The sequence below is a fragment of the Streptomyces sp. NPDC051041 genome (assembly GCF_044456065.1).
GTDB lineage: Bacteria > Actinomycetota > Actinomycetes > Streptomycetales > Streptomycetaceae > Streptomyces > Streptomyces glaucus.
In genome coordinates, this window is sequence record NZ_JBITFM010000017.1 from 70,120 (window position 1) to 86,322 (window position 16,203).

Sequence of the window (16,203 nt, forward strand, 5' to 3'; positions counted from 1 at the left end):
CCCGCCCGGGGGGATCGGCTCAGTACCCCTGGTTGTAGGGGTGCTGCCGGTCCTGCTGCGGTCCGCCCTGCTGCGCGTCATGGGGCTGCTGCCCGCCGTAGCCCTGGCCCTGGCCCTGGTGGGGGTACTGGCCGTAGTGCTGCTGCTGGCCGTAGCCGCCGCCCTGGTGGCCGTACGGCTGCTGGGGCTGGTACGGCTGCGGCTGCTGGGGCTGGTACGGCTGCTGCGGGTGGCCCTGGCCGCCGTATCCCTGGTTGCCGTAGCTCTGGCCGCCGTAGCTCTGGCCGCCGTACCCCTGGTTGCCGTGGCCCTGGCCGCCGTACCCCTGGTTGCCGTAGCCCTGGTCGCCGTAGCCCTGGGCGGGGCCCTGCTGGGGCTGCTGGGCGGGGGTGACGCGGCGGAGCTGGGTCGTGGCGTCGTCCGTCACCGGGAAGCCGGGGTGGGCGGCGGGGGCCTCGGCCGCGGCGCGCTTCTTGCGGGAGCGCTCGCGCAGGTACTCGACGATGATCGGGACCACGGAGACGATGACGATCAGGATGAGGATCGCCTCGACGTTGGTCTTGATGAACTCGATCTGGCCGAGCCAGTAACCGGCGACGGTGACGCCGGTGCCCCAGGCGATGCCGCCGATGACGTTGAACGTGAAGAACGTGCGGTACTTCATCCGGCCGGCGCCCGCCACGATGGGGGCGAAGGTGCGCACGATCGGCACGAAGCGGGCCAGGACGATCGCCTTGGGGCCGTACTTCTCCATGAACTCGTGGGCCTTCTCCAGGTTCTCCTGCTTGAAGAGCTTGGAGTCGGGCCGGCTGAAGAGCCTCGGGCCGAAGAACTTGCCGATCATGTAGCCGACCTGGTCGCCGAGGACGGCGGCGAGCACGATCAGCGTGCAGACCAGCCACAGCGGCTGGCTGATGTAGTTCCCCTCGGCCACGAACAGACCCGCCGTGAACAGCAGGGAGTCGCCGGGCAGGAACGCGAAGAGTCCGGATTCCGCGAAGACGATCAGCAGGATGCCGGGGAGGCTGAAGGTCTCGATGAGGTAGTCCGGGCTCAGCCACTCGGGGCCGAGCGCAAGCGTGGTCACGGGGATGTGGCTCCTGCAGCTGGGGGTCAAGGGCGGGGCTGGCTGCCCAAATTATGAACGCAGCCGTCGAAGCCCAGGTTCCGCGGGGGTACCCAGGATGCACTGTGCCCCGCCCCGGGGAAAGCCGCGAGCCGGCGCCGGAGACGGATCGCCGCCGGTCGTGGCCCGGTGCGGCCGGGCCACGACCGGTCAGGCGGTGTGCCGTACGGCGTTGGCGAGGATCGCGTCCCGCATGTACGCGGCCAGTCCCGGCCTGGCCTGGTCGATGTTGCGCGTGAACCGCTCGTCGTTGACGTACATCTCCCCCAGGCAGGTGTGCATCTCGTACCCGCAGTCGTAGTGGTTGCGGGAGATGCCCCGCCGGTGGTCCTCGGCGACGTCCATCGCCGCCTCGGAGTCCGCCGGCTCGCCCGCGTCCATCAGGGCGACGAAGCGCCGGGTCAGCTCGTCGGCCTCGTTCTGGATCCGCTGCCAGTCCTCCTTGGTGTAGGAGGCCGTCCGCTCCCGCGACTGGCGGTAGGCGTCGGTGTCGCCCCAGCGCTCCTGGACCTCCTCCTGGTACTGGTCGGGGTCGAAGTCGCCGAAGACCTCGAACTTCTCCTCGGGCGTCAGGTCGATTCCCATCGTGCGTGCCTCCATGGCCTGTTCCACGGCCGCCGCCATCTTCTGCAGCCTCTCGATCCGGGCGGTCAGCAGCTCGTGCTGGCGGCGCAGATGCGCGCGCGGGTCCGCGGCCGGGTCGTCGAGCAGGACGGCGACCTCGTCGAGCGGGAAGCCGAGCTCGCGGTAGAACAGGATCTGCTGGAGCCGGTCGAGGTCGGCGTCGCTGTAGCGCCGGTGGCCCGCGCGGCTGCGCTCGCTGGGCACGAGCAGGCCGATGTCGTCGTAGTGGTGCAGGGTGCGCACCGTCACTCCGGCGAAACCGGCGACCTGTCCCACGGAGTAGCTCACTTCCGCTCCCTTCTCGGTACGCCCTCCACGGTGCTCCCTGACGCCACGTGAGGTGCAAGCCCGGGCCGGGGTCCGGCACCCCGCGCGGTCCGTCCCGCGGGCGGACGACGGGACCGTGACGACCGGGCCTAGCGGCTCAGGCGTGCGAACCGTCGTACCGCCAGCGGGAGGAACACCGCGAGCAGGGCCAGCGGCCAGACGACGGCCGGCCCCACGTGGCCGGCCTCGCCGCCGGGGCCGCCGAGCAGGTCGCGCACGGCGGTCGCCGTGTGGGACAGCGGGTTCCACTCGACGGCCGTGCCCAGCCAGCCGGGCATCGAGCCGGGCGCGGCGAAGGCGTTGGACAGGAAGCCGACCGGCCAGACCAGGATCTGCACGGCCTGGACCAGTTCGGGCCGGCCGGCCACCAGCGCCAGGTGGATGCCGATCCACAGCATCGCGAACCGGAGCAGCAGGAGCAGGCCGAGCGCGCCCAGGAAGGCCGGGAATCCGCCGTGCACGCGCCAGCCGAGCGCGTGGCCCACGGCGATCAGCACGGCGAGGCCCAGCGCCGACTGGAGCATGTCGGCGGCCGAGCGGCCCGCCAGCACCGCCCCGTCGGCCATGGGCATCGAGCGGAATCGGTCGACGACGCCCTTGTCGAGGTCCCGGGTGACGGCGAGCAGCGTGCCCTCCAGGCCGAAGGCCATGGTGAGCGCGAGCAGGCCGGGCATGAGGTAGTCGAGGTAGTCGCCGTTCACGCCCCGGCCGCCGCCGACCAGGTAGCCGAACATCAGCAGCAGCATGACGGGGAAGACCAGGTTGACGACGAGCTGGCCCGGCTGCCGCGCCCAGCGGGCGAGCTCGCGGCGGGTCATGGTCCAGGAGTCGGTCAGCGCGTGGGCGGTCGTGTTCACGCGGTCTCCTTCACTCGGTGGTCGCCGGTGAGGTGCAGGAACACCTCGTCCAGCGTGGGGCGGCGCAGGGCGATGTCCTCCGCCTCGATCCCGGCCTCCTCCAGGGCGCGTACGACGCCGGCGAGGGCGGCCATCCGGTCGGTGACCGGGGCGCTGAGCAGCCGGCGGCCGGGGTCGGCCGAGAGGCCGGCCAGCGGCAGCAGGGCGGCGGCCGCGCCGAGTCGGTCCGCGTCGCGCAGGACGACGTCGATGCGGTCGCCGCCGACGGCCGCCTTCAGCTCGTCCGCGGTGCCCTCGGCGATCACGCGCCCGGCGTCGACGACCGAGACGCGGTCGGCGAGCCGGTCGGCCTCCTCCAGGTACTGGGTGGTGAGCAGGACCGTCGTGCCGCCGCCGGCCAGGGAGCGGACCGCGTCCCACACCTCGGCGCGGCCGCGGGGGTCGAGGCCGGTGGTCGGCTCGTCCAGGAAGAGCACCTCCGGTTCGGTGATCAGGGAGGCGGCCAGGTCCAGGCGGCGCCGCATGCCGCCGCTGTACTGCCGCACCGCCTTGCCTCCGGTGCCGGCGAGGCCGAAGCGCTCCAGCAGTTCGCCGGCGCGGGCGCGTGCCCGCCGGGCGCCCAGGTGGTGCAGGCGGCCGAACAGCTCCAGGTTCTGCCGGCCGCCGAGCTCCTCGTCGAGGGCCGCGTGCTGGCCGAGCAGGCCGATGCGCCGGCGGACGGCGTACGCCTCGCGCACCACGTCGTGGCCGGCCACCTCGACGCGGCCCGCGTCGGGCCGGAGCAGGGTGGACAGGATCCGGACCAGGGTGCTCTTGCCCGCGCCGTTCGGCCCGAGCACCGCGTGCACCGTGCCGCGCGCGACCGTCAGGTCGAGCCCGTCCAGTGCGGGTGCGGCGTCCTCGCCGCGCCGTGCGCCGTACGTCTTGCGTGCGCCTTCGACGGTGATCGCCGCGCCTGCCACAGGAACCCCCTCGCTAGTCAAACTTGACTACACAGACGACGGTATCCCCGCTCCTCCGTCTGGTCAAACTTGATTAATGCGCGTCCCCGGGATGCCGCTCACCCGTCGCGTACGGGTTCTCCTCGCCCTCCGCGAGGACGCCGACGAACGGCTCGCCCTCCCCCGCGAACGTGTAGGCCCCGCCCTCGATGCGTCCGATCAGCCCCCGGGTCCACTCGGCCTCGGCGTCGGCCGTGTGGATCCAGAGGTTCATGATCTCGCCGATGTGGCCGAGCTGTCCGGGGCCGCCCTCGGGCACGTAGTGCTCGGTGACGGCCGAGCGCCACTGTTCGATCCGCCGGATCCGCTCCTTCAGGAGGGCCACCGCCTCGTCGCGCGGCAGGTCGACGATGAAGCCGATGGCCGCCGACTTGACGTCCGTCCGCTGGTCGTAGGAGGTGAGCGCCTCGCGGACCAGCCGGAGGTACTCCGCGGTGCCCCGCTCGGTGATCTCGTACTCCACGCGCGGCGGGCCGCCCGCGGTGGACGGGGCGCTCTCGTGCGCGTGCAGCAGCCCTTGCTTCGCCATCTGCTTCAGCGCGTGGTAGATGGAGCCGGGCTTGGCGTTGGACCACTCGTGCGCGCCCCAGTACTCCAGGTCGTTGCGCACCTGGTAGCCGTGGGCCCGCCCGTGCTGGCGGACGGCGCCCAGCACCAGGAGACGGATCGCTGACATGCCGTCCAGCCTAGGTCCTGCCGTCCGGCTCCTCCCGCGTCGCGGTGCCCGGCGCGCGCGTCCGCGGCGGCGCTCCCCCGCCCCGCGGCCGCGCACGCCGGACCCCGCTCGGGCCGGCCGGGGACGCGGCGCCTCCCGGCCGGCCCGGTCCCGAGGGCGGGGTCCGGCGGCGGACCGGATCAGCTCCGGGCGCCGGCCTGCTCCCGGGCCACCAGGTCCCAGGCGGTGGCGCCGTCCAGCGACTCGCGGAGGATGTCGGCGTGGCCGGCGTGCCGGGCCGTCTCGCGGATCAGGTGCAGGCACAGCCAGCGCATCGAGACCCGGCCCTCGGGCGGGAACCAGGGCCGGTCGGGCAGCGGGAAAGTGTCGTCCAGGCTCGGCACCGAGCGGACGAACTCCTCCGTCCCGGCGGCGACCTCCGCCCAGTACGCCAGCTGCGAGGCGACGGTCTCGTCGCCCACCAGCCGGAAGCACTCCTGCCAGTTCGACTCGTCCCGAGCCACCGCCGGCTCCTCGCCCCTGGCGCGGGCGATCCAGCTCTGCTCGACCTCGGCGACGTGCTTGATCAGCCCGGCCAGGGTGAGTTCGCCGGCGGTGGAGCGGGAGCTCGCCTGCTCCTCCGTCAGCCCGAGCACCGCCCGCCGGATGCCGCCGCGCTGCTCGGCCAGGAAGGACAGCAGCGCCCCGCGCTCGTCGCCGGGTGCCTCTACGGGAACGTGGGTGACCATGACCGGCCGCCTTTCGTCGGATCGCTCCGGGAAGAGGGGACCTCTTTCCCGGTGCCGACGAAGCTACGGGCCATATGGGCCAGCTCCCGTCCTCGATGGCCCGTCGCGGCCGGGAGATCCGGGAGGTCCTGGAAGGCGGCGCTAGAAGGGGAACCCGCTCCGCCCGTGCTGCACCGAGATCCACTTCAGGGTGGTGAAGGCGTCCAGCATCGCGTCGCCGTTCAGCCGGCCGATGCCGGAGTGCTTCTCGCCGCCGAAGGGGACGATCGGCTCGTCGTGCACGGTGCCGTCGTTCACGTGGAACATGCCGGTGTCGATCCGCTGGGCGAACCGCACGCCCCGCTCGACGTCGCCGGTGTGCACGGCGCCGCTGAGGCCGTACGGGGTGTCGTTGACGATGCGCACGGCCTCCTCCTCGCCGTCGAACGGGACGAGGAAGGCGACCGGGCCGAAGACCTCCTGCCTCAGCAGGGCCGAGTCGGCGGGCAGGTCCGTCAGCACGGACGGCTCGACCAGGTTGTCGGTCCGCCCGCCGCGCAGCAGGGCCGTGGCGCCCTCGGCCAGCGCCTGCTCGACGACGCCCGAGACGGCGTCCGCCTGCTGGGAGTTGATCACCGGGCCGATGACGGTCTCCGGGTCGCGCGGGTCGCCGGCCTTCAGGCCCCGGACCCTGGCGACGAACTTCTCGGTGAACTCGTCGGCGACCGCGCGGTCCACCAGGACGCGGTTGGCGGCCATGCAGACCTGGCCCTGGTGGACGTAGCGGCTGAAGACCGCCGCGTCGACCGCGTAGTCGACGTCGGCGTCGTCGAGGACCACCAGCGCGCTGTTGCCGCCCAGTTCGAGGACCGAGCGCTTGAAGTGCGCGGCGCACACGGTGGCGACGTGGCGGCCGACCTTGTCGGAGCCGGTGAAGGAGATGACCTTGGGGACCGGGTGCTCGATGAAGGCGTCGCCGATCTCCGCGATGTCGGTGACGACGACGTTGAGCAGACCGCCCGGCAGGCCCGCCTCCTCGAAGATCCTCGCGACCAGGGTGCCGCCGACGACCGGGGTGTTCTGGTGCGGCTTGAGCACCACGCCGTTGCCCAGGGCGAGCGCCGGGGCGACCGACTTCAGCGACAGCAGGAAGGGGAAGTTGAACGGGCTGATCACGCCGACGACGCCGACGGGCACGCGGTAGACGCGGTTCTCCTTGCCGTCGGTCGGGGAGGGGATGATCCGGCCCTCGGGGCGCAGCGCCAGGTGGACCGCCTCGCGCAGGAACTCCTTGGCGAGGTGGAGCTCGAAGGCGGCCTTCAGCCGGGTGCCGCCCAGTTCGGCGGTGATCGCCTCGGTGATCTCGGGCTCCCGCTCCTCGACCAGCCGCAGGGCCCTCTCGAAGACCGCGCGGCGGGCGTACGGATTGGTCGCCGCCCACTCCTTCTGGACCCGGGCGGCCGCCCGGTACGCCTCGTCGACCTCGTCGACCGTGGCTATGGTGATCGACGCCAGCTTCTCGTCGTCGTACGGGTTGAAGTCGATGATGTCCCAGGAGCCGGTGCCCGGGCGCCACTCACCGTCGATGTACTGCTGCGCCAGGTCGGTGAAGTAGGACGACGACATGTGATCCCTCAATCCGTTGCGGCCGAAGCAGGCCCGGTCCGATCGCCTTCACGGTCTGATCACGCGTCATCGTACTTGTGTTTCAAGAGAGTTGGAGGAGACCACGGAGAAGGTCCCGGCTCTCCGACGGCCCCGGGCTGTCCTGCTGGAGCTCCTTCATCGCCCGCTCGTACTGGGCTACGTCCTCCTGCTTGTCCAGGTACAGGGCGCTGGTGAGCTGCTCCAGGTAGACGACGTCCGACAGGTCGGACTCGGGGAAGCTGAGAATGGTGAACGCGCCGGACTCGCCGGAGTGCCCGCCGAAGCCGAACGGCATGACCTGCAGCCGGACGTTGGGGCGCTCGGACATCTCGATCAGGTGCTGGAGCTGGCCGCGCATCACCTCGCGGCCGCCGTACGGGCGGCGCAGGGCGGCCTCGTCCAGGACGATGTGGAACTCGGGCGCGTTCTCGGCGACGAGGTACTTCTGCCGCTCCAGGCGCAGCGTCACGCGCTTTTCGACGTCGGCCTCGCTCGCGCCCTTCATGCCGCGCCGGACCACCGCGCGGGCGTACTCGGGGGTCTGCAGCAGCCCGTGCACGAACTGCACCTCGTACACCCGGATCAGCGAGGCCGCGCCCTCCAGGCCCACGTAGGTGGGGAACCAGCTGGGCAGCACGTCGGAGTAACTGTGCCACCAGCCGGCGACGTTGGCCTCCCGGGCGAGGGAGAGCAGGGAGGCGCGCTCCTGCTCGTCCGTGATGCCGTAGAGCGTCAGCAGGTCCTCGACGTCCCTGGTCTTGAAGCTCACCCGGCCCAGTTCCATCCGGCTGATCTTCGATTCCGAGGCGCGGATGGAGTACCCCGCCGCCTCGCGCGTGATCCCGCGTGCCTCACGCAGTCGCCTGAGTTGCGAGCCGAGCAGCATCCGCCGCACCACCGATCCGGGCTCTCCCGCGCTCACCTTCGCTGCCTCCCCAACGTCTCCAGGGGCCGAAGTCTGCCACTAAAGCACTCCGCGTTGTACTCGTCCGGTTACGGAAACGGGATCGAGCCGGCGCGGGCGCGGGGCGCGAGCGGCGCAACGGACGGGGAACGGCACGAAGAGGAAGAGAAGGTGACGGAAAAATTGGCCAAGAAGCGGTACTGGTAGGTCCATTTCGGTCAGCTGCACGTGCATCTGCTCTTGCATCCGCTGTGCGCATCCGAAACCATGGTCCCGCACCACCGCTGCATCGCTTCGGCCGCGAACTCCCGGGAGTGCCTCGCATGGGGACGAATGGATCGACCATGCTCCAGCCGTTACGGCAGGGCCTTCCGCCCCTGGATCCCGCGGCCGTGTCCGACCTCGCCTCCTGCGCGCTGCCCGCCCGCCACGAAGCGGTGCGCGAGGCGCGCCGGTTCACGCGCGGCACGCTCGGGCGGTGGGAGGTGGGCGACCGCTTCGACGACGTGTGCCTGGTGGTCTCGGAGCTGGTGACCAACGCGCTGCGGCACGCGCTGCCGGCGCCCGCGTCCCGGCTGCCGGAGCCGGGCCCGCTCGTGCGCCTGCACCTGATGCGCTGGACCGACCGGCTGGTGTGCGCGGTGCGCGACCCCAGCCACGACAGCCCGGTCGCCCGCGACCCGGACGACTGCTCGGCGGAGTCGGGGCGGGGCCTGTTCCTCGTGGACTCCTTCAGCGACGGCTGGGGCTGGCACCCGCTGGCGGGCACGCTGAACGGAAAGGTCGTCTGGGCGCTGTTCCGCCTGTGACGCCTCCCCCGGAGCGAACCGCGGCGCGGCGGCGCGGCGCGGTTCTACGCGCGTCACGGCCCAGGAGGCGCCGGCCGTGCGGCCGCTCCGGCCCGCGCCGGGGCGGATCAGCCCGCGATCAGGTGGTCGAACTCGCCGTCCTTGGCGCCGAGGAGCATGGCCTCGATCTCGGCGCGGGTGTAGACGAGCGCGGGCCCGTCGGGGAAGCGGGAGTTGCGGACGGCGACGTCCCCGCCGGGCAGGCGCGCGAACTCCACGCAGGAGCCCTGCGAGTTGCTGTGCCGGCTCTTCTGCCACGCCACGCCGTGCAGCTCGGTGGCGGCGATGCCGTTGTACACGCCGGACGCGCCATGGGCGTCGGACACGTCGTACACGTCGTGGTCCACAGGTCGCTCCCCGGTGATGCACTGGCCGGCGTGGCCATGGGTGCAGTGGTCAACTGGACCGGATCATAGCCTTGTTCACGTGCATATGCAGAAGCAGATGCACGTGCACGCGAGGTGGTCCTGTGGTTACGGACGACGGCGGCGGTCGCGGTGCGACGGCGGCTCCGCCGGCCCGTGCCCCGAAGGCCGCGGGACGTGCGCGCGTGCACTGGAGGAGACGCACGGCGGGGGCTTCCTGTTCCCTGTCCGGGCGGAAGGGGCCGGGGGCGGCGGCCCCCGGCCCGGTCAGCGGGTGGAGTAGGGCAGCAGGGCCATCTCCCGCGCGTTCTTGATCGCCTTGGCCAGCTGCCGCTGCTGCTGCGACGTCACGCGGGTGACGCGGCGGCTGCGGATCTTGCCCCGGTCGGAGATGAACTTCCGCAGCAGGTCGGTGTCCTTGTAGTCGATGTAGGTGATCCCGGCCCGGTCCAGCGGGTTGGGGCGGTTCTTGGCGGGCTTGCGCTCGGGCTTGCGGGGCATGCGGGGTCAGACCTCCAAGAGGGTGTCGAAGGCGTGCGGCAGGTGCCGCCAGGCGTCGCGCCCGGCGGCGTACTCGGCGTCGGTCAGCAGGCAGGACTCCAGCAGGTGCAGGAGTCCGTCGCGGTCCAGGCCGGGAGAGGTGAAGACCAGGTGCTGGCAGCGGTCGCCGTGCTCGGGATGCCAGTCCAGCGCGGCGGCGGCACGGCGCACCGGCGGGACCATCTCCCAGGCCGCGTCCGGCAGGGCGGCCAGCCAGGGGCCGGCGCCCTCCACGCACAGGGCGCCGCCGGCCGCGTCCCAGTGCAGGAGCGTGTCGGGCTTGTCGGCGAGCCAGAACCGGCCCCGGCTGCGGGCGGCGGCGCAGGTCAGGTCCTCCAGGGCGGCGTAGAGCCGCTCGGGGTGGAAGGGGCGGCGGCGGCGCCAGACCAGGGTGGACACCCCGTGCGCGTCGGCCTCGGCGGGCAGCAGGGCGCAGGCGGGGTGCTGGGCCGCCGCCGCGGCCTCCACGTCGAAGCCGGCCAGCGCCTCCCGGGCCAGGGCGGAGGGCGCGGACACCGGGTCACCGGGGCCGATCGGGACCTGGCGGGCCGTCGGGTGCAGCTGCCTGAGCAGTTCGCGGTCCTCGTCGTCGGCCTCCGGGGAGTCGGCGACGGCGAGGACGGGGGCGTACTCCAGCTGCCGCGCGAAGGTGTCGGCGACGGTGCGCTGGTCGGTGGCCGCGGCGGCGAGGCCGCCGTCGGCGAGGTCGTCGCCGTTGCCGAGGTAGGGCAGGACGAGCGCCGGGTCGACGGCGGTGATCACGCCGGTGACGGTCAGCCCGCCGGAGGTGATCACCTCGGCCATCGCCTTGGGCTCGACCGAGTCCCACAGCTCGACCACCGCCAGCCGGGTGCCGCCCGCGTCCCGGAGGCGGACCAGTTCCGGCACCAGGTCCTCGCGCAGGGCGCAGCAGGCGCAGTCGTTGACCAGGGGGGTCTCGCCGGCGGCGACGACGCCGCCGGCGTCCCTGACGGTCCGTACGACCGTGCCCGCGGCGGCCGTCGCCAGGTCGTGGTGGAGTACGACACTGCCGGGCACGTCGGCGAGCAGCCGCTCGACGGCCGCCCGGCGGGCGTCGGCGTGCAGTCCGCCGACGATCACGACGGGGAGTCCGGACACCGCGCTAGCTCCGCTTCCCGTACCGGCGCTCGAAGCGCTCCACGCGGCCGGCGGTGTCCAGGACGCGGGCCGTGCCGGTGTAGAAGGGGTGGCTGACGTTCGAGATCTCCACGTCGACGACCGGGTAGGTGTGGCCGTCCTCCCACTCGATGGTCTTGTCGCTCGTCATGGTCGAACGGGTCAGGAAGGCGTGGTTCGCGGCGCGGTCGCGGAAGACGACGGGACCGTAGGCCGGGTGGATGCCCTTGCGCATGGTCAGCGCTCCTCTCGGAAGTCGACGTGGCGGCCGGCGACCGGGTCGTACTTGCGCAGGGTCAGGCGGTCCGGGTCGTTGCGGCGGTTCTTGCGGGTCACGTAGGTGTAGCCGGTCCCGGCCGTGGACCGGAGCTTGACGACCGGGCGGAGTTCGTTGCGTGCCATGCTGGTATCTTACTGAAAATGAATTCCATTTACACACTCGCTCCGAGAGAGGTGCATCACCCGTGTCCGCGCACTGCATGCTGACCGGCGCCCGACCCGGCTTCGGCAACGCGATCTCCCACTCGCACCGGCGGACCTCCCGCCGCTTCGACCCGAACATCCAGACCAAGCGGTACTGGCTGCCGAGCGAGGGCCGGTACGTGCGGCTGAAGCTGAGCGCCAGGGGGATCAAGACGGTCGACACGATCGGCGTCGAGGCGGCCGTGGCCCGGATCCGCGCCCGGGGGGTGCGGGTCTGATGGCCAAGAAGAGCAAGATCGCGAAGAACGAGAAGCGGCAGGAGACCGTCGCGCGGTACGCCGCCCGCCGGGCCGAGCTGAAGGAGATCGTCCGGCGGCCCTCGTCGACGGAGGCCGAGCGGCTCGCCGCGCAGCGGGAGCTGCGCCGGCAGCCGCGGGACGCGAGCGCCACCCGCGTGCGCAACCGGGACCAGGTGGACGGGCGCCCGCGCGGCTACTTCCGGGCGTTCGGGCTGTCGCGGGTGAGCCTGCGGGAACAGGCGCACGCCGGATTCCTGCCGGGGGTCCGCAAGTCCTCCTGGTAGCCTGCCGCGGCCATGGGGCCGACCCGGCCGTCCGGCTACGGCCCGGGAGCCTCGCGGCGCCTTCGGTGGCCACGGCGGGCCCCGTGCCGCCCCGCACGGGCGGCACGGCCGCGGGCGCGGATCGCGGCGGCGGCCGGCCTGGCGGGCGCGCCGGCGCCGACCGCGTGCGGCGACGGCGGCGAGGACCGGAGGACCGGGACGGCCGGCTCCGTCGGCGGCACGACGCCGGGGGTCACCCGGCAGGGCGGCCTCGGCACGGAGACCCGCACCCGGTCCGGGGGCGGCGGGCCGCCGGGCGGGCCGCCGGCCGAGGACCCCGGTCCCTGACCCCGAGGACCTCCGCGGCGGCGGGGCGGGCGACCGTTCCCCGGCCTCGTACGTGATGATCCTTGCAGCCGGTCCGCGGCCGCTCCACGGCCCGGGGACCCGCTCGTCCGGCACCGTTCGTCACGTCCCAGAGGAATCCGCCATGCGCGCCACCGCCATCCCGTTCGCCGTCTCCGCCCTGTGCGCCGCCCTCCTGCTGACCGCCTGCGACGACGGGGGCAGCGGCGGCGGCACGGACGACGGCGGCGAGGCCGCGCCGGCCGGCACGGCCTGCCGGCTCGACGAGGTCGGCGTGCAGGTCGAGGCGAGCCCCGCGCCGGCCGCCGGGGACACCGGCACCGTCTCGGTCGTCCTCACCAACAACGGCTCCTCGTGCACCCTCGACGGCTTCCCCACCGTCACCCTGGCCGCCGGCACCACCACGGCGGACGTCCCGCACGACCAGGCCGCCGCGGCCCAGCAGGTGACCCTCGCCCAGGGCGCCACCGCGTCCTTCACCGTCACCTACGCGCGCGGCGAGGCGGGCGGCGCGCAGAGCCTGGCCGCGGAGAAGGCGACGTTCGCCCTGCCCGGCGACTCCGCCACGCACGGCTTCCCCTGGTCCTACGGCGAGGTCGCGCTCGAGGGCGAGGGCGCGCCGGACGCCTCGGTGACCCCGTTCCAGCAGGCCGGCGACTGAGGCGCGGGTCAGCGCAGCGGCCGGCGGGACCTGACCTGGGCCTCGTCGGCCGCCCGGGTCCCCTCCGTCCAGCCCGCCGCGTCGTCGACGCCGCGCAGCCGGGTCGTGGTCGTCTCGGGGAACATCCGCTCCAGGCGGTCGGCGACCGCGGCCTCGCGGGAGGCGAGGACCGGCAGCACCTCCGCCGCCTCGGCCGCCGTCCCGGTGGCGGCGTGCTCGGCGGCGGCGCGCAGGCGGGTGCCGGCGCGGTGGGCGTAGGCCGCGAGGAAGGACTGGCGGAAGGTCTTGGTCCGCTTGCGGCCGCCCGCGCGCTGCGCCGCCTCCGCCTTCGTCATCGCGGCCTCGGCCTGCACCAGCAGCGAGGTGTAGAGGAGTTCGACGGCCTCCAGGTCGGCTTCGAAGCCGACCACGGTGGAGAAGCCGAAGGGCTCGTTCCACACCGCCCGGCAGTGGTTGGCGGCGGCCACCGCGTCCAGCAGCACCGCCTTGGCCTGCTCGTACGGCGGCTCCACGCCGATCCGGCAGGCGCCGGGGGCGTCGGGGGCGGGCGCCCGGGCCGCCAGCAGGGCCTCGTCGACGCTGTAGCGGGCCATCAGCTCCTGCGCCTTGGCGCTGAGGGCCTCCGCCTCCTGCGGGTACGCGGTCGCCTCGGCCTTGGCGAGCAGCGCGCGGATGCGGGCGAGCGCGCGGGACTCCGGGCGGGAGGCGGACGCCGGCTCGTCGACGGGTTCGAGGGCGGGCAGCCGCAGCAGCAGGCGGTACAGCTCCAGGACCGCCGTGGCGTGCGAGAAGCGGTCGGTACGGGGCGGCGCGTCGGCGGGCAGCGCGTCCAGCTGCGCGGCCCAGCGGCGCCCGCGCGGACGGTCGTGCGCCGCCTGCGCGCGGATCAGCGCCGCGGCCAGGCGGACGTGCCCGTCGCCCAGCTCGCGGCGCACCATCCGCATGACGTCGGCGGGCTGCCAGCCGCGCCGCCAGGCCGTCGCCACGAACTCCTCGCCCCGGCGGGCCAGCTCGGCGTCCGCCGCCGGGTCGGCCGCGAGCAGGGAGGCGGCGGTGTCGAGGGCGGTGTCGGCGCCCCGGGCGTTCTCGTAGAGGGCGGTCCGGAAGGCTCGGTCGACGGTGCTGGACGTGCTCACCCGGTGATGGTGTCACGGCCGGCGGCGTCGTCCCGCTGTCCGAGGGCCGGCCCGGAGCGCGGGAGCGCCGGGCGGCGGGCAACGCCGAGTGCCCGAGCACCTCGTCCCCGGCCTGCTCGCCGAACCCGGGCGCCTGGCCGCGAGGGCGATCGCCGAGCAGGGCGTCACCCTGGGACGCGGTCCGCGAGGCCGCCGCCGCGGCGCCCCCGCCGGCCGTCGAGGAGGCCCCGGAGCCGGTGCGGTACGGCTCCGCGGCGAAGAAGGTCCTGGGGCTCCCCTTCCGCGAGGCCCTGCGCCTCGGCCACGACCACGCCGGCACCGAGCACCTGCTGCCGGCCCTGCTGGAGCACGAGAACGGCACAGGTGTGCTCAGCTGTCCCGGCCTCGACAAGGGCAGGGCGGAGGAGTACCTCGCCGAGACGCTGTCGCTGATCGCGCGGGAGGGCGCGGAGCGGGAGGAGCAGCCGGACCGGGACTGAGACCCGGTGACCGGGGCCGGGACCCCGTTGTCAGACCTGCCTGGCACACTCGCGGCATGGCCGACCGGTGGGCGCTCGCCCCGGCCGAGGACGGTGGCGTGGAGGTCGCCCCCCTCGGCCCGGACGGGCTGCCCGCCGGCCCGGTGCGGCGGGAGCCGGACCTCGCCGAGGCCGTGCGCAGCCGTCCCGGCGTCACCCGGTGGGTGTGGCGGTCCACCGCCGAGGTCTACCCGCGCCTGCTCGCCGCGGGGGTGCGCGTGGAGCGGTGCTACGACGTCGAGGACGCCGAGACCCTCCTCCTCGGCCACGAGGGGCGCCACGGCGAACCCCGCTCGGCCGCCGCCGCCCTGGCCCGGCTGCGCGGCGGCCCCGTACCGCCCGACCCGCCGCAGCGGTCCGCCGAGCCGGGCGCGCAGTCCCCGCTGTTCGAGCCGCGGGGCGCGCACGTGCCGCTGGCCGACCTCGCCGAGGTCTACGCCGAGCAGCAGCGGCGGCACGAGCGGACCGAGCACCCGGACCGGATGCGGCTGCTGACGGCGGCCGAGTCGGCGGGGATGCTGGTGGCCGCCGAGATGAACCACGCGGGGCTGCCCTGGCGGGCCGACGTGCACCGCGAGGTGCTGCACGACCTGCTCGGCGAGCGGTACGCGGGCGGCGGCGAGCCGCGCCGGCTGGCCGAGCTGGCCGACGAGGTGTCCGCCGCGTTCGGGCGCCGCGTGCGGCCCGACCTGCCCGCCGACGTCGTCAAGGCGTTCGCGCAGGCCGGGATCAGGATCAGATCCACCCGCCGCTGGGAGATCGAGTCCGTCGACCACCCGGCCGTGAAACCGCTGATCGAGTACAAGAGGCTGTACCGCATCTGGGTCGCCCACGGCTGGTCCTGGCTGCAGGACTGGGTGCGGGACGGGCGGTTCCGGCCGGAGTTCCTGGCGGGCGGGACCGTCACCGGGCGCTGGGTGACCAACGGCGGGGGCGCCCTGCAGATCCCCAAGGTGATCCGGCGGGCCGTGGTCGCCGACCCCGGCTGGCGGCTCGTCGTCGCCGACGCCGACCAGATGGAGCCGCGGGTGCTGGCGGCGATCTCCCGCGACCCCGGTCTGATGGCGGTGGCGGGCCGGCAGACCGACCTGTACCAGTCGGTGTCCGACCGTGCCTTCTCCGGCGACCGCGCCCAGGCCAAGCTCGCCGTGCTCGGCGCGGTCTACGGCCAGACCTCCGGCGACGGCCTGCGGAACCTCGCCGCGCTGCGGCGCCGCTTCCCGAAGGCGGTGGCGTACGTCGACGAGGCCGCCCGCGCGGGCGAGGAGGGCCGGCTCGTGCGGACCTGGCTGGGGCGCACCTGTCCCCCGGCGGCCCGGGCGACGGAGGACCCGGCCGGGGAGGCCGGCATCCCCGTGGCGGAGGAGGACGCCGAGGACCGGCCGCGGGCGCCCGGACACGCCACCGCCGACGCCCGCGCGCGGGGCCGGTTCGCCCGCAACTTCGTCGTCCAGGGCAGCGCCGCCGACTGGGCGCTGCTGCTGCTCGCCGCGCTGCGGCGGGCCTGCGCCGGCATGGCGGCCGAGCTGGTCTTCTTCCAGCACGACGAGGTGATCGTGCACTGCCCCGAGGAGGAGGCCGACGCGGTCGTCACCGCGATCCGCGAGGCGGCCGACCTCGCCGGACGACTGACGTTCGGCGAGACGCCGGTGCGGTTCCCGTTCACGACGGCGGTGGTGGAGTGCTACGCGGACGCCAAGTGACCGACGGCGGCGGAACGCCGCGCCGGCACCGACGGAACGCCTCACCGGCACCGGACGACCGACGGTGACGAAACC

At 74.0% G+C, this 16,203-nt stretch carries 20 protein-coding genes; 6 read left to right on the plus strand and 14 right to left on the minus strand.

Annotated features, from left to right (window positions below; genetic code table 11):
- Nucleotides 1-19 precede the first annotated feature (19 nt).
- The 8 genes from ACIBAI_RS23265 to ACIBAI_RS23300 all read right to left on the minus strand — a co-directional run bounded on the left by ACIBAI_RS23265 (nucleotide 20) and on the right by ACIBAI_RS23300 (nucleotide 7,851).
- The gene (locus ACIBAI_RS23265) at nucleotides 20-1,087 is read right to left on the minus strand and encodes a DedA family protein (RefSeq protein ID WP_399037028.1); all 1,068 of its coding nucleotides are present in this window, start codon (nucleotides 1,085-1,087) and stop codon (nucleotides 20-22) included.
- A gap of 189 nt (nucleotides 1,088-1,276) precedes the next feature.
- The gene (locus ACIBAI_RS23270; RefSeq protein WP_399037031.1) at nucleotides 1,277-2,038 is read right to left on the minus strand and encodes a MerR family transcriptional regulator; all 762 of its coding nucleotides are present in this window, start codon (nucleotides 2,036-2,038) and stop codon (nucleotides 1,277-1,279) included.
- Nucleotides 2,039-2,166: 128 nt separating this feature from the next.
- A complete protein-coding gene (locus ACIBAI_RS23275) occupies nucleotides 2,167-2,895 on the minus strand; it encodes an ABC transporter permease (RefSeq protein WP_399037127.1) in 729 nt (242 codons plus the stop codon).
- 35 nt (nucleotides 2,896-2,930) lie between these two features.
- On the minus strand, nucleotides 2,931-3,896 hold the full coding sequence (locus ACIBAI_RS23280) for an ATP-binding cassette domain-containing protein (RefSeq protein WP_399037033.1): 966 nt from the start codon (nucleotides 3,894-3,896) through the stop codon (nucleotides 2,931-2,933).
- Between the two features lie 73 nt (nucleotides 3,897-3,969).
- Nucleotides 3,970-4,611, minus strand: a complete 642-nt coding sequence (locus tag ACIBAI_RS23285; protein ID WP_399037035.1) for a PadR family transcriptional regulator — start codon at nucleotides 4,609-4,611, stop codon at nucleotides 3,970-3,972.
- 179 nt (nucleotides 4,612-4,790) lie between these two features.
- Entirely contained in the window at nucleotides 4,791-5,339 is a 549-nt protein-coding gene (locus ACIBAI_RS23290) for a DinB family protein (protein WP_399037037.1), read from the minus strand.
- 141 nt (nucleotides 5,340-5,480) lie between these two features.
- Entirely contained in the window at nucleotides 5,481-6,944 is a 1,464-nt protein-coding gene (locus tag ACIBAI_RS23295) for an aldehyde dehydrogenase family protein (protein WP_399037040.1), read from the minus strand.
- 82 nt (nucleotides 6,945-7,026) lie between these two features.
- On the minus strand, nucleotides 7,027-7,851 hold the full coding sequence (locus ACIBAI_RS23300; protein WP_399037128.1) for a helix-turn-helix domain-containing protein: 825 nt from the start codon (nucleotides 7,849-7,851) through the stop codon (nucleotides 7,027-7,029).
- 362 nt (nucleotides 7,852-8,213) lie between these two features.
- Here ACIBAI_RS23300 and ACIBAI_RS23305 point away from each other — a divergent pair, with 362 nt between their 5' ends.
- On the plus strand, nucleotides 8,214-8,678 hold the full coding sequence (locus ACIBAI_RS23305; RefSeq protein WP_344609173.1) for an ATP-binding protein: 465 nt from the start codon (nucleotides 8,214-8,216) through the stop codon (nucleotides 8,676-8,678).
- A gap of 107 nt (nucleotides 8,679-8,785) precedes the next feature.
- Here ACIBAI_RS23305 and ACIBAI_RS23310 read toward each other — a convergent pair whose 3' ends face one another.
- The 5 genes from ACIBAI_RS23310 to rpmG form a co-directional block, all read right to left on the minus strand.
- Nucleotides 8,786-9,064 carry a DUF397 domain-containing protein gene (locus tag ACIBAI_RS23310; RefSeq protein WP_399037042.1) on the minus strand — a complete coding sequence of 93 codons (279 nt, stop codon included), beginning with the start codon at nucleotides 9,062-9,064 and terminating at the stop codon, nucleotides 8,786-8,788.
- Between the two features lie 285 nt (nucleotides 9,065-9,349).
- Nucleotides 9,350-9,583 (minus strand): 30S ribosomal protein S18, encoded by a 234-nt coding sequence (gene rpsR, locus ACIBAI_RS23315; protein ID WP_344609179.1) that lies wholly within the window; start codon nucleotides 9,581-9,583, stop codon nucleotides 9,350-9,352.
- A 6-nt stretch (nucleotides 9,584-9,589) separates the two neighbouring features.
- A complete protein-coding gene (locus tag ACIBAI_RS23320; protein WP_399037044.1) occupies nucleotides 9,590-10,741 on the minus strand; it encodes a CobW family GTP-binding protein in 1,152 nt (383 codons plus the stop codon).
- A gap of 4 nt (nucleotides 10,742-10,745) precedes the next feature.
- Nucleotides 10,746-10,994 carry a type B 50S ribosomal protein L31 gene (locus ACIBAI_RS23325; protein ID WP_344609183.1) on the minus strand — a complete coding sequence of 83 codons (249 nt, stop codon included), beginning with the start codon at nucleotides 10,992-10,994 and terminating at the stop codon, nucleotides 10,746-10,748.
- A 2-nt stretch (nucleotides 10,995-10,996) separates the two neighbouring features.
- Nucleotides 10,997-11,161, minus strand: a complete 165-nt coding sequence (gene rpmG, locus ACIBAI_RS23330; protein ID WP_100568502.1) for a 50S ribosomal protein L33 — start codon at nucleotides 11,159-11,161, stop codon at nucleotides 10,997-10,999.
- A gap of 62 nt (nucleotides 11,162-11,223) precedes the next feature.
- On the opposite strand from rpmG, the gene rpmB reads away from it, so the two are divergent.
- The 3 genes from rpmB (at nucleotide 11,224) to ACIBAI_RS23345 (ending at nucleotide 12,771) form a co-directional block, all read left to right on the plus strand.
- The gene (gene rpmB, locus ACIBAI_RS23335; protein WP_344609187.1) at nucleotides 11,224-11,460 is read left to right on the plus strand and encodes a 50S ribosomal protein L28; all 237 of its coding nucleotides are present in this window, start codon (nucleotides 11,224-11,226) and stop codon (nucleotides 11,458-11,460) included.
- Complete coding sequence (rpsN, locus tag ACIBAI_RS23340) at nucleotides 11,460-11,765, plus strand: 30S ribosomal protein S14 (protein WP_399037047.1); 306 nt, start codon at nucleotides 11,460-11,462, stop codon at nucleotides 11,763-11,765. Before rpmB ends, rpsN begins: the two co-directional genes overlap by 1 nt.
- 469 nt (nucleotides 11,766-12,234) lie before the next feature.
- Entirely contained in the window at nucleotides 12,235-12,771 is a 537-nt protein-coding gene (locus ACIBAI_RS23345; RefSeq protein WP_399037049.1) for a DUF4232 domain-containing protein, read from the plus strand.
- A gap of 8 nt (nucleotides 12,772-12,779) precedes the next feature.
- Here ACIBAI_RS23345 and ACIBAI_RS23350 read toward each other — a convergent pair whose 3' ends face one another.
- Entirely contained in the window at nucleotides 12,780-13,907 is a 1,128-nt protein-coding gene (locus ACIBAI_RS23350) for a DUF2786 domain-containing protein (protein ID WP_399037052.1), read from the minus strand.
- Nucleotides 13,908-14,143: 236 nt separating this feature from the next.
- Between ACIBAI_RS23350 and ACIBAI_RS23355 the strand changes: the two genes are divergently transcribed.
- Entirely contained in the window at nucleotides 14,144-14,386 is a 243-nt protein-coding gene (locus ACIBAI_RS23355; RefSeq protein WP_399037054.1) for a Clp protease N-terminal domain-containing protein, read from the plus strand.
- 56 nt (nucleotides 14,387-14,442) lie between these two features.
- Entirely contained in the window at nucleotides 14,443-16,128 is a 1,686-nt protein-coding gene (locus ACIBAI_RS23360) for a bifunctional 3'-5' exonuclease/DNA polymerase (RefSeq protein WP_399037057.1), read from the plus strand.
- The last annotated feature ends 75 nt before the right edge of the window (nucleotides 16,129-16,203 follow it).